Genomic DNA, 14,970 nt, shown 5'->3' on the forward strand with positions numbered 1-14,970 from the left:
GACGAGGGAGCATGGACAACGCTGTCAGCCCGCTGGTCGAGATGATCGGCATCAGCAAGTCGTACGGCGGTGTGCGCGCCTGCCGCGACATCCACCTCACGGTGCGAGCCGGTGAGGTGCACGCGCTGCTCGGCGAGAACGGCGCGGGCAAGTCGACGCTCATGAAGATCCTGTCCGGCGACGTCACCGACCACGACGGCACGGTCTCGATCAACGGTGAGCCGGTGCGCTTCACCGCGCCTGCCGACGCACAGCGCGCGGGCGTCGCGATGATCCACCAGGAACTGGACCTCGTACCCGCCCTCTCGGTGGCGGAGAACATCTTCCTCGGCCGCGAGGTGCGGACCCGGCTGCGCACGGTCGACCGGCGCCGCATGAACCAGGTGACCAGGGGGCTCCTGGAGCGGTGCGGTGTCGCGCTCGACCCGCGCAGACCGGTCGGCGAGCTGCGCACCGGCGAGCAGCAGCTGGTGACGATCGCCAAGGCGCTGTCGCTTTCCGCCAAGGTCCTGATCATGGACGAGCCGACGTCCGCGCTCTCGTCGGCCGAGGTCGAGCAGATGTTCACGGTGATCTCCGAGCTGCGCAGGTCGGGTGTCGGGATCGTCTACATCTCCCACCGCATGGACGAGATCGGCCGCATCGCCGACCGGGCGACCGTGCTGCGCAACGGTGCCGTGGTCGCCGGGTTCGACGCCCGCGAGCTGACCGCCGAGGCCGCGGCTGAGGCCATGGTCGGCAGACCGGTGCAAACCATGTTCCGCACCCGCGACGTCGATCCCGGCGAGGAGATCCTGCGGGTCACCGACCTCGTGCTGACCCCCAGACGGGAGCGGTCCGGGCGGCGGGAACCCGACGGCATCAGCCTCACCGTCCGGCGCGGCGAGATCGTCGGCGTGGGCGGGCTGCTCGGTTCGGGACGCACGGAGCTGCTCGAGACCCTGTACGGCGCGGGCCCGGCCGGGACACTGCGTGGCGAGATCCTGTTCCGCGGCAAGCCTTTCCACCCGCGCGGCGCGCGGCATTCGGTGCGCGCGGGCATGGCGCTCGTGCCGGAGGACCGGCGGGTCGCGGGCCTTTCGCTGGAGCACTCGGTGACCGCGAACACCGTGTTGTCCATCGTGGACCGGATCGGCACCGCCGGGTTCGTGCCGAGGGCGCGGGAGCACGGTGCGGTGCGGCGGATCGTGTCGGAGCTGAAGGTCAAGCTCGGCTCGATCGGCGACGCGGTCGGCACGCTGTCGGGCGGCAACCAGCAGAAGGTGGTGTTCGGCCGGATGCTGCTGACCGAGCCGGTGCTGCTGCTGCTCGACGAGCCGACCAGAGGGGTGGACGTCGGCGCGAAGGCGGAGATCTACCAACTGCTCGGCGAGGCGGCGCAGCAGGGGATCGGGGTGCTGCTCGCGTCGTCGGAGCTGGCGGAGCTGGTCGGCGTGTGTGACCGGGTGGTGGTGCTGTCGGGCGGGCGCAGCGTGCGTGAGCTGGACACGAGGCAGGCGGGTGAGGCCGACCTGCTGGCCGCGTCGATGGGCGAGGGCGGCGCGGCACTGGCGGTGGATGTTCCGGGAGGAGAGGCGTGAGCGGCGAGGTGACCACGAAGCAGGCCGGTGCCGACCCGGAACCGCCGTCGCAGCGGAGGACGCGCACGGACTTCGTGTCCACGCTGTTCCGCTTCCAGAGCCTGTTCGGGCTGGTCGCGGTGTTCGTCGTGGCCGTGGTGTTCTCGCCGCGGCACAACGGGGAGCTGCTGTTCCTCGACGCCGACAACCTCGCCAACGTCGTCCGCGCGATGTCCGAGATCGGGATCATGGCGGTCGGGATGACGTTCGTGATCCTCGTCGGCGGCATCGACCTGTCCGTCGGCGCGGTGCTCGGGCTCGCCGCGGTCGGCTCGGCAGTGCTGATGGTGAACGACGACTTCGGCGTCGCCGCCACCGTCGTGATCGTGCTGCTGATCGGGCTGTTCTTCGGCTTCCTGCAAGGGCTCGCGTCCGCACTGTTCGGCATACAGGCGTTCATCGTGACGCTCGCGGGCATGCAGATCGCCAGGGGGATCGCCCGCATCTGGTCGGGCGGGCAGGGGGTGGCCATCGCGTACGGCGAGGGGCCTGGTGAGGCGCCGGTGGCGTTCTCGCTGCTGGGGGAGCGCACGTTCAACGGGATCGTGCCGATTCCCGCGCTGATCTTCGTGGTGGTCGCGGTCGTCGCGATCGTGTTCCTGCGCACCAGCGCGTTCGCCCGGCACGTGTACGCGATCGGCGGCAACGAGAAGGCCGCGCGGCTCTCCGGGGTTCCGGTGACCCGCGTGAAGATCACCGTGTTCTGCATCTGCGGGTTCCTGGCGGCACTGGCCGGCATCGTGCACGCCGGCCAGCTCAACCAGGGCAGCCCCAACGACGGGTTCGGCTACGAGCTGGACGCGATCGCGGCCGTCGTCATCGGCGGCACCAGCCTGATGGGTGGCCGGGGCTCGGTCGTCGGCACGGTCGCCGGCGCGCTGCTCCTCGGTGTGCTCAACAACTTCCTCGGCCTCCACGGTGTGGACCCGAACGTCCAGCTGCTCGTCAAGGGGCTCGTCATCGTCGTCGCGGCCGGGCTGCAACGCCTGCGGCCCAGCGTCTGACACATCGCACTGCCACACACCGTCTGTCACACAACGAAAAGAGGATCCGACATGGCCCGTCGTCGTGCCGTGGCCGCCGTGCTCACCGCGGCCACCGCGTTAAGCCTGTCCGTCGCATGTGGAACGACCAGCGAGAACAGCGGGCAGGGGAACGCGGGAGCGCAGGAGAGCGAGTGCGGTGGTCCCGACGGCAAGTACACGATCGGCATGAGCCAGGCCAACGTCGCCGAGCCGTACCGGCAGCGGATGGACGACGACATCAAGGCCGCCGCGGCGGAGGTGCCGCAGTTCAGCGTGGAGTTCGCCGACGCGCAGCAGGACAACGCCAAACAGGTGTCCGATGTGGAGAACTTCCTCACCAAGCAGATCGACCTGCTGATCATCAGCCCGAACGAGGCGACACCGCTGACGTCGGTGGTGGCGAAGGCCTACAACAAGGGCATCCCGGTGATCGTGCTGGACCGCAAGGTCGACGGCGACGCCTACACCACCTGGATCGGCGCGGACAACGTGGAGATCGGCCGCACGGCGGGCGAGTACGTGGCCTCGACGCTGCTCCCCGACGGCGGCAAGGTCGGTGAGATCCGCGGTCTGGCCGGCTCGACCCCGGCCAAGGAGCGTGGTGACGGGTTCCGTGCGGGCATCGAGGGCAAGGACATCGAGATCGTCCAGAGCGTCGACGGTGACTGGCTGCGGGAGAAGGGCCAGTCGCAGGCCGACGCGTTGTTCAAGGCGCACCCGGACATCCAGGTGCTGTACGCGCACAACGACCCGATGGCCGAGGGTGCGTACCTCGCCGCGAAGGCCGCGGGCATCGAGAAGAACATGAAGTTCATCGGTATCGACGGCCTGCCGATCCCGTCCGGCGGTCTCAAGGCGGTCGAGCAGGGGCGGCTGTCGGCCACGCTGATCTACCCGACCGGTGGCCGGGAAGCCGTCGACACGGCCAAGAAGCTGCTCGTCGACTGCCAGGCCGTGCCGAAGGAGCAGACGCTGGAGACGGAGCTGATCACCGTCGACAACGCGGCCACCGTCTACAACGAGGCCAACAGCTGATGCGCGGCAGAATCGTGCTCGCGGCCGTGCTCGGCGCCGCCGCCTTCGTGACGGCGCCGGCCGCGCCCGCCGATCCGTCCACACAGGACGTGCTGTCCGCCAGGGGCCCGGTCGGCTGGCAGACCTACCGCGACCTCACGGCCGCCGCCCAGCTGCGCCAGGACAGCCAGGTGCGGCAGTTCTCCAGCTACGACCGGACCGGCGGCAACGACGACGGTTTCGACAACACCTACTCGTGCCTGCGCCACTCCTCCGACGGCTGTGTGATCGCCGAACGCCGGGGCGCGGGTGAGATCGATTCGATGTGGTTCACCCGCGACTACGGCTCGATGGTCCACAACGGACGCATCAGGGTCGAGCTGGACGGCCGTGTCGTTGTCGACGAGCTGCTGCAGGAACTCGTCGACGGCAGGGCGGGTGCGCCGTTCGTGTGGCCGCTGGTCGGCAACGGCGACGACACCGCGGGCGGCTCGGTGATCAAGGTGCCGATGCCCTACCGGGAGTCGATGCGGGTCACCGTGCAGAAGGACCCGTTCTTCTACCACGTCACCTACCGCGAGTTCCCCGACGCGCGCGGCGTGACCACGTTCAACCCACGCGACGCGGCGCAGGACGTGGTGAACCGGTTGCGGGGCTTCGGTGTCCGTGACCCGAAACCCGCGCTGCCGGGCGCCGGGGCGCAGCGGTTCTCCGGTGACGTCGCGCCTGGTGCGGCCGCTTCGGTCGCGTCGCTGTCCGGCTCCGGCTGGGTGTCGCAGGTGCGGGTGCGGCTGCCCGAGGTGGTGGCGAGCCCGCGGGTCGGCAACGACGGCCGCGCGTTCGGCGCCGGTGGCAGCAGCGCGTTCACCGTGGCCGTGGACAGGAACAACAACGGGGTGCGGCTCACCCGCCGCGTCGACCCGGTGATCGCCAACCAGGTCGCGCGGATCACCGTCGACGGCAGGGAGATCGGCACCGTCGACAGTGGACCGGTGCGGAACGGGCAGTGGGTCGACCAGGTGATCGACGTGCCTGCCGCGGTGGCGAGGGGCAAGTCGTCGCTGAAGGTCGGCGTCGAGTACGTGTCCTCGGCGCTGGATGTCAACGAGTTCCGCTACGACGTGCACTCCCGGCTCGGGGACACATGGACCCGTACCGACGTGCTGGACCTCGGCCCCGGCCACGACGGCGAGGAGGAGGCGCACGGGTACACGATCCGCAACCAGAGCTGGGAAGGCACGCGGGTGTACCGCTACCCGGCCGACCCCGCGCAGGTGACGCGGTCCGACGCGCTGCTGGAAGGCGCGCGGCTGCGAGCCACGTTCGACGGCAGGACCACTGTGGACGCACCGGTCGGCGAGTTCTTCGGCTCCGGCATCGGCGAGTACGACACCCGCACCCTGTTCTCGTCGATCGACGCGACGGCGGAGGGCTGGTACACCGCGTGGTGGCCGATGCCCTACGGCCGCTCGGCGACGTTCGAGCTGGTCAACGGCAGTGGCGTGCCGATCACGGGTGCCGTCGTCGAGGTGACCTCGGCGCGGGACCGCGCGGTGGCGGGCGGGTTGTCGTCGGGCCGCCTCGGCTACTTCAACGCCACGCACCGGCGCGGCGACACGGTGCCGGACCGGTCGTGGAACTTCCTGGAGGCCGAGGGCACCGGGGTGTTCTACGGCGTGACGCACTCGATGCGCGGCAACATCCCGGCCGGTAACCGCCGCAACTACCTGGAGGGCGACGAGACCGTGTACGTCGACGGCGCGGCGAGCCCGACGCTGTACGGCACCGGCAGCGAGGACTTCTACGAGTCCGGCTGGTACTTCCGTGACGGCACGACGTTCGTCATGCCGGAGGCCGGCAACCCGGCCTACGAGCTGGACGGCGACGGCTGCCGGTACGACTGCACGGGGGCCTACCGGCTGATGGTCGCCGACGCGGTGTCCTTCGGCGCGTCCCTGCGCTTCGACATCGAGCACGGCCCGGCGGACAACGAGCCGGCGGACTACAGCTCGACCGCGTACTGGTACGGCACCACCGGGAAGTCGCTGACCGAGACCGACGCGGTGGACGCCACGTCCGACGAGAGCCGCGCCGCACACGGGTACGAGGCGGCCGGTGAGACCCGGGGACCGCTCACCTCGACGTTCGAGGGCCGGGGCGACACCACTCCGGTGACCAGGGACGTCACCACGGCGACGGGCGAGGTGTCGTTCACGGTCGAGATGGCACGCGACAACAAGGGCGTCCGGTTGCTGCGGCTGGGGGACCAGAACGCGGCATACCAGCGCGCGACGGTACTGGTGAACGGCAAGCGCGTCGGCGAGTGGCTGCAACCGCTCGGCAACACCCACTCGCGGTGGCTGGAGGACAGCTTCGAGCTACCCGCGTCGGCGACCGGAGGGAAGTCGTCGGTGACCGTGACCATCCGGCCCGCGCCGGACGGGCCCGCCTGGTCGGCGGCCACCTACCGGGTCCTGTCCCGCGGCTGAGGGCCCCGGCGAAGCAGCCGATGCCCCGAAAGACGCTTTCAGGACGTTGAACGTCCCGGAAGCGCCTTTCGGGGCATGGCACCGCTGCACCCAGTCGCCCGGTCGCGGGCAGGTCAGGCGCGGACGGTGCTGCCGCGTTCGATCAGGCGGGCGCCCAGTGTGGTGGTCGTCGGGGCGCGGGTGTTGTCGGCGATGCGGGCCAGCAGCAGCTGTGCCGCGACCGTGCCGATCTCGTACGCGGGCTGGGCGACGACCGTCATCGGCGGGTCCACCAGGCCCGCCCACGGCACGTCGTCGAAGGCGACGACGCCCACGTCGCGGCCGGGGCGCAGGGCGTGGGCCCGCAGAGCCTCCAGTACGCCGATCGCCATCGCCGAGTTGGCCACCAGCAGCGCGTCCGGTGGTTCCTCCTGTGCGAACAGGTCCGCGGCCGCCTTCTGTGCGCCGGCCGCCTTGAACTCCGTGCGTCGCACCAGGCGTGGTGAACTGCGCTGCTTGCTCGACCGGAGCGCGTCACGGTAACCGGCCAGGCGGTCGTCCGCCGTGCGCAGCCCGGACGGGCCGGTGACGCAGCCGATCCGTCCGTAGCCCTGTTCGACGAGGTGGGTGGTCGCCTGCCTGGCCGCGAGCCTGGTGTCGACCAGCACGGTGTCGCACTCGCGGTCGGGCAGCGGGCGGTCGACCGCGACCACGGGGGTGCCGCGCCGGGTGAGCTGTTCCACCCCGGCCGCCGTGGCCGTGGGGGAGATGATCACGCCCGCGACCCGTTCCTGGATCGCCACGTCGACGTACTTGCGCTCCTTCACCGCGTCCTCGTCGGTGTTGCACAGCACGACCGAGTACCCGACCGAGTGCGCGACGTCCTCGACGCCGCGTGCGATCGCGGTGAAGAAGGGGTTCTCCACGTCGCTGATGACGAGCGCGAGGACGGCCGCCTCCTGGCGTCGCAGGTTCCGCGCGGGGCCGTTGGGCTGGTAGCCCAGCTCCCTGGCGGCCGCCAGCACCCGCGCGGCCAACTCGGGGTCCACTGTGGACTTGCCGTTCAGCGCACGGGACACCGTCGCCGTCGACACGCCGGCCAGTTCGGCAACGTCACTGATGGTCGCCACTTACCGCCTCGCTTCCAGCCTCTGACGAGACCCTACGCGGACCGCTATTGACACGGTCCGGGCCTAAGAATAGCTTCTGAGAAAACGATTACTCCACAGGTGCGCACCGCGCGTCGCGCCTTGTCGGAGCAGCGCAGGGACCGACTTCAACGACGCAGGAGGACACCGGTGGCCCGGATCGGCGTGATCAACATTTCGGACGGGCGGGACTACGTCCACGGCGGCATCGCCGAGTTCATCCTGGCGGGCGAGGACAAGTTGGTCCGCGGGCTCGAAGCCGCCGGGCACGAGGTGGTCCGCGCGCGGCAGCCGGTCTCCGCGAACACCATCGCCACCTCGGTGGCCCGCGAGGTCGAGGCCGCCGGTGTCGACCTGACCGTGCTGCACTACTGCGTGTGGGCGTTCCCGCACTTCACGATGCTCGCCGCGGGCCAGCTCACCAGCCCGCTGCTGCTGCTCGCCAACATCGACCCGGTCCAGCCCGGCATGGTCGGCATGCTGGCCGCGGGAGGCGCGCTCGACCAGGTCGGCCGCGCACACACCCGCCTGTGGGGCGACCCGGAGGACAGCGACCTGATCGCCGCCATCGGCGTGCGCGCCACCGCCGCGGCCGCGGTCAGGGCGCTGCGCGGGCAGACGTTCGGCCGGATCGGCGGCCGCCCGATGGGCATGAACACCGCCACCGCCAACACCGACCAGTGGCAGAAGCAGTTCGGCGTGGACGTCGAGGAGATCGACCAGTGGGAGATCGTCCGCCGCGCCGATGCCGCCGACCAGGCGGAGAAGACCAGGGCCAGGCAGTGGCTGGAGCAGCACGCCACCGTGCACTACGACGGCAGGAAGCTGACCGAGGAGCTGCTGGAGCGTCAGATCGGCTCCTACCTGGCGATGCGTGAGCTCATCGACGAGTGGCACCTCGACTTCACCGGCATCAAGGGCCAGCCGGAGCTGACCCAGTACTTCGCCACCATGGACATCGCGGAGGCGTTCCTCAACGACCCCTACGACTGGAACGGGCCCAAGGAACCGCACGTGTGCGCGACCGAGGCGGACATGGACGGCGCGCTGACCATGCAGATCCTCAAACACATCGCGCGCACACCGGTGCTGTTCGCCGACGTGCGGCACTACCACGGCGACCGGGACATCTGGGACCTGTGCAACTCCGGCCAGCACGCCACCTGGTACGCCGCCCGCAGTGACGACCCGGCCGAGAACCTCGCGAAGGTGCACCTGTACCCGGAGGTGTTCTTCTTCCCAGCGGGCGGTGCGTCCGTGCAGCACATCGCGGCACCCGGTCAGATGACCCTCGCGCGGCTGACCCGCAACGACGGCCGCTACCGGCTGCAGCTCATGCTCGGCGAGTTCGAGAACTACGACGACGCCACCACCGAAGCGCTGACGAAGATGTCGACGCCGGAGTGGCCGCACGCGTTCGCGCGGCTCGACGCGCCCGCCGAGGTGTTCCTGTCCCGCTTCGGCGCCAACCACATCCACGCCGTCCCCGGCGACCGGCGGGCGGAGCTGCGGGCGGTGTGCGAACTGCTCGACGTGACCCTCGACGAGTTCGCCCGTGGCTGAGGTCTACTGCGGGATCGACATCGGCACGGCCAGCTCCAAGGGCGTGCTCGTCACCGCGGACGGCGCGATCGTCGCGCGCGCGAGCCGGGCGCACGACACCGCCACGCCGCGCCCCGGCTGGGCCGAGCACGACGCCGACGGCGTGTGGTGGGCCGACTTCCTCGCGCTCACCAGGGAGCTGACGGCGACCGGCCACCGGATCGCGGGCCTCGCCGTGAGCGGCATCGGCCCGGTGCTGCTGCCCGCCGACGGCACGGGGAGACCGCTGCGCCCCGCGATCCTCTACGGCGTCGACACGCGCGCCACCGAGGAGATCGGGGAACTGACCGGAGAGCTGGGTGCCGAGGAGATCCTGCGACGCGGCGGCACCCCGCTCTCCAGCCAGGCGGTCGGGCCGAAGCTGCGGTGGCTCGCGCGGCACGAACCCGAGGTGTACGAGCACACCGAGCTGCTGCTCATGGCCAGCTCCTACCTGGTGCACCGGCTGACCGGGCGGTACGTGCTCGACCACCACTCGGCGAGCCAGTGCGACCCGATGTACGACCAGACGGCGTTCGACTGGGCACACGACTGGGCCGCGGTGGTCGCGCCGGGGCTGCGGCTGCCGGAGCTGGCGTGGCCGACGGAGGTCGTCGGCACGGTCACCTCGGCCGCCGCGCGGGAGACCGGGCTGCCGGAAGGGCTGCCGGTGACCGCGGGCACGGTCGACGCGTGGGCCGAGGCGACGAGCGTCGGCGTGCGCGAACCCGGTGACGTGATGGTCATGTACGGCACCACGATGTTCCTCGTCCAGGTGGTCGCGGCCCCGTCGCCGCACCCCGCGCTGTGGACCACGAGCGGCGTGCACCCTGGCACGTGGTCGCTCGCCGCGGGCATGGCCACCTCCGGTGCGGTCACCGACTGGCTGCGCAGGCTCGTCGGCGCGGACTTCGCGACGCTGGTGGCCGAGGCGGCGCGGGTGCCGCCCGGGAGCAGAGGGCTGTTGCTGCTGCCGTACTTCGCGGGTGAGCGGACACCGATCTTCGACCCGGACGCACGCGGGATCATCGCCGGGCTGACGCTCGGGCACGGGCGGGCGGAGCTGTACCGGGCGGCGCTCGAAGGCATCGCGTACGGGGTGCGGCACAACCTGGAGGTCATGCGCGCGGCCGGTGGCCCGGCGCGGCGGCTGGTCGCGGTCGGCGGCGGCACGCAGGGCGGGCTGTGGACGCGGATCGTGTCGGACGTGACCGGCGCGGCGCAGGTCGTGCCCGCCGAGACGGTCGGCGCGTGCCTCGGCGACGCGATGCTGGCGGCCGGCGCGGCCGGGGTCGACGTGACCGGCTGGAACCCGGACGACCACGTGGTTCACCCCTCCGGTGCCGGTGTCTACGACGACTTCTACGCCCGGTACCGCGAGCTGTACCCGGCCACCTCGGACGTGGCACACTTCCTGGCCGGACAGCAGAACGCGTCAGGTGGGGGCGACGATGGGGCACGAAGCTGAGGGCACCGGGGTCCAGGCGCTGGTCGACCGGATCGGCGAGCTGGTCCGCGAGGGCAACGTCCGCCGGTTGGTGGTGACCGACAAGTCCGGCCGCAAGATCCTCGACGTCCCGGTGAACGCGGGCGTCGTGGCGGCGGTGTTCTTCCCGATGCTGATGGCGGCTGGCGGCGCGCTGGCCCTGGCAGGCGGCTGGCGGATCCAGGTGGAACACACCGAGCCGGGCGTGGTGCCCGCCGAGGACGAGCCCGCATCCTGAGCCGTCCCCGCATGGGCAGGCACCGGCTGCCTCACCGACCCCGGGTAGGCGTCACCCCGGCGGGTCCGGGAGCAGCAGCGGGTTGTTCAGGTCCGTGTTGTCGATGACCAGGGTCGCCCTGGTCTGCGGGTTGCACTCCGCCATGTACAGGCGCTGGCCCGCGATGTAGCGGCGGTTCTTCGGCGCGGCCGGGTCCGGGTCGCCGTAGCCGCGTTTCGCGCCGCGGGGGATGGAGACCGTGAAGGGGACCTCCAGCCAGACGGAGTAGTCCCAGTACCTGTTCAGCTCGTCGCGGTGGGTGAAGATGCCGTCGACGACGAGGATCGCGTCGTCGGGCGCCAGTTCCGGCAGCATCCGGATCTCCCGTTCGCGGCGCACGTCGTAGACTGCGCGCACGTACTCGCGGTTGCCGCCAGGGCTCAGCGGGTCGAGCAGCAGGCGGCACATCCGGCCGTAGTCGAACGAGTCGCGGTAGTAGCCCTCCGGCGAGTCGCGGCCCCGGCGGTGCCGCGTCCGCGGCGAGTTCAGGAAGCCGTCGGTCGTCGCGCGGATCACCGTGGCGCCGCGGGAGGACAACTCGGCGCGGAGTTCGTCGGCGAAGTAGGTCTTGCCGGCCCCGTCGACCCCGTCGATCGTCACCCGGCGGACCCGGTCTGCCGGAAGCGCGAGTATCGCTTCCGCTACGTGATGGCAGGGGCGCATGCCGTCAGTGAACCGTGTAACCGGTCGATTTCCAAGGTCTTCGCCCGAACGAGCAACGCAATCGCCACCGTGGTCCGTCCTGGCGGCATGAAGCACGACTTATCCGGCAGGCCGCGGCTCGCGCTGACCGCGGCGGTGGTGGTTGCCCTCGGTGTGGGTGTGACGATCGGCGCGCTGGTCGTCGGCGCGAACGACGACCGTGACGGTGACGGCGGACCACCTGTGCGGCACGGGATCAGCCTGGTCTCCTTCGACACCTGCGACGCCGCGCTCGCGGAGATGAAGTCACGGGTCCTGCCGAGGGTGGGCCCGTACGGGCTGGACGAGGGCACCTTCGTGGAGATGGAGGACGGCGACCTGCCCGCGGCGGGCGGCCGTGCCGAGGCACCCGCCGCTCCGGGCGCAGCGCCCGCCGAGGACTCGGCGGCGTCGAAACAGGCCGCACCCGAGCACTCGACGACGAACGTGCACGAGCAGGGCGTCGACGAACCCGACCTCGTGAAGACCGACGGCAGGCGGGTGGTCAGCGTCGCCGACGGCGTGGTGCGGGTCGTGGACGTCGCGTCCCGCGCGCAGACCGCGGCCGTGTCGCTGGAGGGCGGTCACCCGACCCAGCTGTTGCTCGCGGGCGACCGTGCGCTCGTGATGTCCGGCGGCGACGCGATCGCCTACGACACCCCCGGCATCGCGCCGGGCGAACCCGCACCGAGGAGGACCCCGAAACCCGCTCCCACCGACACGTTCCAGTACGCCTCGACGCTCACACTCGTCGACCTCACCGGCACCGGCAGGGTGCTCGGCACGCTGTCGCTCGACGGCAGCTACCTCGACGCGCGCCAGGTCGGTGCCGTCGCCCGCGTCGTCGTGCGGTCGGTCCCCAGGCTGGAGTTCACCTATCCAGGCGAGGAGGCGGGCCCTGCGCACGCCATGCTCGCCAACAAGGACGTCGTGGCGAACTCGACCATCGCGGACTGGCTGCCCGCCTACCGGCTCGAGACCGGCACGGGCGCCACGACCGGGCAGCTGACCGACTGCGCGGACGTCAGCCATCCGGTGGACTACTCGGCGACCGCGATGCTGACGGTGCTGACGTTCGACCTGACGAAGGACCTCGGGACCGGCGACCCCGTGACGATCGTCGCCGACGGCGACACCGTGTACGGCACCGGTGCGAACCTGTACGTCGCGGACGACCACGTCGCCCACGCCATGGGCGGCACCCGCGCGGACGGCGGGCGCACCGAGCTGTACCAGTTCGACATCTCGGGTGCGGGCAAACCGGTGCACGTCGCGTCCGGTGGTGTGGACGGCACGCTGCTCAACCAGTACTCGCTGTCCGAACACGACGGTGATCTGCGCGTCGCGACCACGACCTCGGATCGGTCGGGCTCGCAGAGCCGGATCACCGTGTTGCGGCGCGATGGGAACACCCTCGACCGGGTCGGCCTCGTCGACGGCCTCGGGGTGGGGGAACGGATCTATGCGGTCCGCTACTTCGGGGACACCGCCTACGTCGTGACGTTCCGGCAGACCGACCCACTGTACACAGTGGACCTCTCGGATCCGGCGGCGCCGAAGGTGACCGGCGAGCTGAAGATCACCGGCTACTCCGCCTACCTGCACCCGGCCGGTGAGGGCAGGCTGATCGGCGTCGGGCAGGAGGCCGACACGAGCGGCCGCGTGACGGGCGCGCAGATCTCCCTGTTCGACACGACGAAACCGGGCGCGACCCGGCTCGCGCAGTACCACCTCGAGGACTCGTGGACGGAGGTCGAGGGCGACCCGCACGCGTTCCTCTACTGGCCGGACAAGGGTTTGCTGGTCGTCCCGGTGTCCGGGGGCGTCGCGGTCACCGGCGGCGAGCCGGAGCGGATGACCGCGGGTGCGCTGGTGCTGAAGGTGGACGGGAACTCGTTCCGGCAGACCGGGATGCTGACCCACACGTCGGACCGCTACGACGGCGTGCCCATGGCGCCGCGGCGTGCCATGGTGATCGGCGACGAGCTGTGGACGGTGTCGGAGGCGGGGGTGCTGGTGAGCGATCTCGACTCGCTCGGTCAGCTGGCGTGGGTCGCGTTCACCTGACCGGTGCGCGGATAGGTCCGTTTCAGCATTTGCTGTCGATCACACAAGTGGTACACGCGTGCCGGTGTGGGTAGACATCAGTGGTGAGCCGAGCAGCGACACAGCCGACCGACCACGAGCCAGGCACCGATCCTCGGCGGTGGCGTGCACTGGTGGTGACCCTCGCGGGCGGGTTCATGATCCTGCTCGACGTCAGCATCGTCACCGTCGCGATCCCGTCCATCCAGGAGGGGCTCGGCGCCTCGGCGGCCGGGGTGCAGTGGGTGGTCTCCGGCTACCCGCTCACGTTCGGCCTGGCGCTGGTCGCGGGCGGGCGGCTCGGGGACGCGTTCGGGCGGCGGAACATGTACCTCGTCGCCCTGACCGCCTTCGTCGCGACCAGTGTGTTCGCCGGCCTCGCGTCGTCGCTGACCATGCTCGTGGTCGCGCGGCTGCTGCAGGGCCTCGTCGGCGGGCTGGTCACACCGCAGAACGGCGGGCTCATCCAGGACCTGTTCCGCGGCGCGGAACGCGGCAGGGCGTTCGGCCTGCTCGGCGCCACCATCGGGCTGTCCACCGCGGCGGGACCGGTGATCGGCGGGTTCATCCTCGGGGTCGCGGGCGAGCCGGACGGCTGGCGCTGGGTGTTCCTCGTGAACCTGCCGTTCGGGCTGCTGACGCTCCTGCTCGCGGTGCTGCTGGTGCCGAGAACGCCGCGGCGCACCACGGGCACCGACATCGACTTCGCGGGCATCCTGCTGCTCGGGCTCACCGTGCTGTGCGTGCTGTTCCCGGTGGTGCTGTCCGAGTCGGACGGCTTCCGCCGGTTCTGGTGGCTGTTCCTGGTCGCGGTGCCGCTTGGCTGGGCGTTCCTGCTGTGGGAGCGGCGCAGGCGGCGCAGACCGGGTCCCGCTGGTCGACACGCGCCTGTTCACGGCGACGCCCGGCTACCCATCCGGCGCCACGCTCGCCGCCGTGTACTTCTGCGGGTTCTCCGGCATCTGGCTGGTGTTCGCCGTGTACTTCCAGTCCGACCTCGGCCTCACTCCGCTGGAGTCGGGGCTCGCGGTCACCCCGTTCTCGCTGGGCTCCGCGGTGTCCGCGTGGCTCGCGGGCAGGCTGGTGGACCGGTACGGCAGGCGCGTCACGATCACGGGCCTCGTCCTCATCGTGGCCGGGCTCGCCACGGTCGCGCTGCTCGGGTTCACCGTCGACCGGTCCCACCTGATCTGGGCGATCGCGCTGCCGCTGCTCGTCGCGGGCATCGGCGGCGGCGCGGTGATCTCCCCGAACACGACGCTTACGCTCGCGCGCGTGCCTGCCCGCATGTCGGGGGTCGCGAGCGGGGTGCTCCAGACCGGGCAGCGGATCGGGTCGGCGGTCGGCACCGCGTTGCTGGCGGCGGTGTTCCACGGCGTCGCGGCCGCGGCCGCCCCGGCCACGGGTTTCGCGGTGGCGATGCTCGCCGCGGTCGCGCTGATCCTGGTCGCCCTGGTGCTCGCGATAGCGGAACGTCGTGGACACATTGGGAACCATGGGAACACCGAGTTGGAAAATTTCTCATCAAGCCCTATAACATCCGGTCAGTAACTACTAACGTGCTGTGCGGAAGCGTTCCACCGATC

The 14,970-nt window shown here is 71.0% G+C and carries 10 protein-coding genes and 1 pseudogene; 9 read left to right on the forward strand and 2 right to left on the reverse strand.

Features of this window, described 5'->3' with window-relative positions; all coding sequences use genetic code 11:
• The first annotated feature begins 11 nt into the window (after positions 1-11).
• The 4 genes from ACFPCV_RS36430 (at position 12) to ACFPCV_RS36445 (ending at position 6,147) form a co-directional block, all read left to right on the forward strand.
• A complete protein-coding gene (locus ACFPCV_RS36430) occupies positions 12-1,580 on the forward strand; it encodes a sugar ABC transporter ATP-binding protein (protein WP_378061837.1) in 1,569 nt (522 codons plus the stop codon).
• Between the two features lie 74 nt (positions 1,581-1,654).
• The gene (locus ACFPCV_RS36435; protein ID WP_378061937.1) at positions 1,655-2,623 is read left to right on the forward strand and encodes an ABC transporter permease; all 969 of its coding nucleotides are present in this window, start codon (positions 1,655-1,657) and stop codon (positions 2,621-2,623) included.
• A gap of 51 nt (positions 2,624-2,674) precedes the next feature.
• Positions 2,675-3,679 (forward strand): substrate-binding domain-containing protein, encoded by a 1,005-nt coding sequence (locus tag ACFPCV_RS36440; protein ID WP_378061839.1) that lies wholly within the window; start codon positions 2,675-2,677, stop codon positions 3,677-3,679.
• A complete protein-coding gene (locus ACFPCV_RS36445) occupies positions 3,679-6,147 on the forward strand; it encodes a glycoside hydrolase family 172 protein (RefSeq protein WP_378061840.1) in 2,469 nt (822 codons plus the stop codon). The genes ACFPCV_RS36440 and ACFPCV_RS36445 overlap by 1 nt, the downstream gene beginning before the upstream one ends.
• 113 nt (positions 6,148-6,260) lie before the next feature.
• Here ACFPCV_RS36445 and ACFPCV_RS36450 read toward each other — a convergent pair whose 3' ends face one another.
• Positions 6,261-7,256 carry a LacI family DNA-binding transcriptional regulator gene (locus ACFPCV_RS36450; protein ID WP_378061842.1) on the reverse strand — a complete coding sequence of 332 codons (996 nt, stop codon included), beginning with the start codon at positions 7,254-7,256 and terminating at the stop codon, positions 6,261-6,263.
• A gap of 168 nt (positions 7,257-7,424) precedes the next feature.
• Between ACFPCV_RS36450 and ACFPCV_RS36455 the strand changes: the two genes are divergently transcribed.
• The 3 genes from ACFPCV_RS36455 to ACFPCV_RS36465 are packed head-to-tail and all read left to right on the forward strand — an operon-like array spanning position 7,425 to position 10,579.
• Positions 7,425-8,837, forward strand: coding sequence for an L-fucose/L-arabinose isomerase family protein (locus ACFPCV_RS36455; protein WP_378061844.1), 1,413 nt, complete (start codon positions 7,425-7,427; stop codon positions 8,835-8,837).
• Complete coding sequence (locus ACFPCV_RS36460; RefSeq protein ID WP_378061845.1) at positions 8,830-10,323, forward strand: FGGY-family carbohydrate kinase; 1,494 nt, start codon at positions 8,830-8,832, stop codon at positions 10,321-10,323. Before ACFPCV_RS36455 ends, ACFPCV_RS36460 begins: the two co-directional genes overlap by 8 nt.
• On the forward strand, positions 10,307-10,579 hold the full coding sequence (locus tag ACFPCV_RS36465) for a DUF4342 domain-containing protein (RefSeq protein WP_378061847.1): 273 nt from the start codon (positions 10,307-10,309) through the stop codon (positions 10,577-10,579). Before ACFPCV_RS36460 ends, ACFPCV_RS36465 begins: the two co-directional genes overlap by 17 nt.
• A 51-nt stretch (positions 10,580-10,630) precedes the next feature.
• Here ACFPCV_RS36465 and ACFPCV_RS36470 read toward each other — a convergent pair whose 3' ends face one another.
• The gene (locus ACFPCV_RS36470) at positions 10,631-11,218 is read right to left on the reverse strand and encodes a nucleoside/nucleotide kinase family protein (RefSeq protein ID WP_378061848.1); all 588 of its coding nucleotides are present in this window, start codon (positions 11,216-11,218) and stop codon (positions 10,631-10,633) included.
• A gap of 150 nt (positions 11,219-11,368) precedes the next feature.
• On the opposite strand from ACFPCV_RS36470, the gene ACFPCV_RS36475 reads away from it, so the two are divergent.
• Entirely contained in the window at positions 11,369-13,366 is a 1,998-nt protein-coding gene (locus tag ACFPCV_RS36475; RefSeq protein WP_378061850.1) for a beta-propeller domain-containing protein, read from the forward strand.
• Between the two features lie 176 nt (positions 13,367-13,542).
• Positions 13,543-14,935: pseudogene (locus tag ACFPCV_RS36480) on the forward strand (MFS transporter).
• The last annotated feature ends 35 nt before the right edge of the window (positions 14,936-14,970 follow it).

Origin of the sequence: Actinophytocola glycyrrhizae (genome assembly GCF_042653545.1) — a bacterium.
Classification (GTDB): domain Bacteria; phylum Actinomycetota; class Actinomycetes; order Mycobacteriales; family Pseudonocardiaceae; genus Actinophytocola; species Actinophytocola glycyrrhizae.

Excerpts from the sequence above, each read along its gene's own strand:
- ACFPCV_RS36430 (WP_378061837.1), top strand. The coding sequence starts at position 12 with ATGGACAACGCTGTCAGCCCGCTGGTCGAGATGATCGGCATCAGCAAG.
- ACFPCV_RS36440 (WP_378061839.1), top strand. The coding sequence starts at position 2,675 with ATGGCCCGTCGTCGTGCCGTGGCCGCCGTGCTCACCGCGGCCACCGCG.
- ACFPCV_RS36445 (WP_378061840.1), top strand. The coding sequence starts at position 3,679 with ATGCGCGGCAGAATCGTGCTCGCGGCCGTGCTCGGCGCCGCCGCCTTC.
- ACFPCV_RS36465 (WP_378061847.1), top strand. The coding sequence starts at position 10,307 with ATGGGGCACGAAGCTGAGGGCACCGGGGTCCAGGCGCTGGTCGACCGG.
- ACFPCV_RS36475 (WP_378061850.1), top strand. The coding sequence starts at position 11,369 with ATGAAGCACGACTTATCCGGCAGGCCGCGGCTCGCGCTGACCGCGGCG.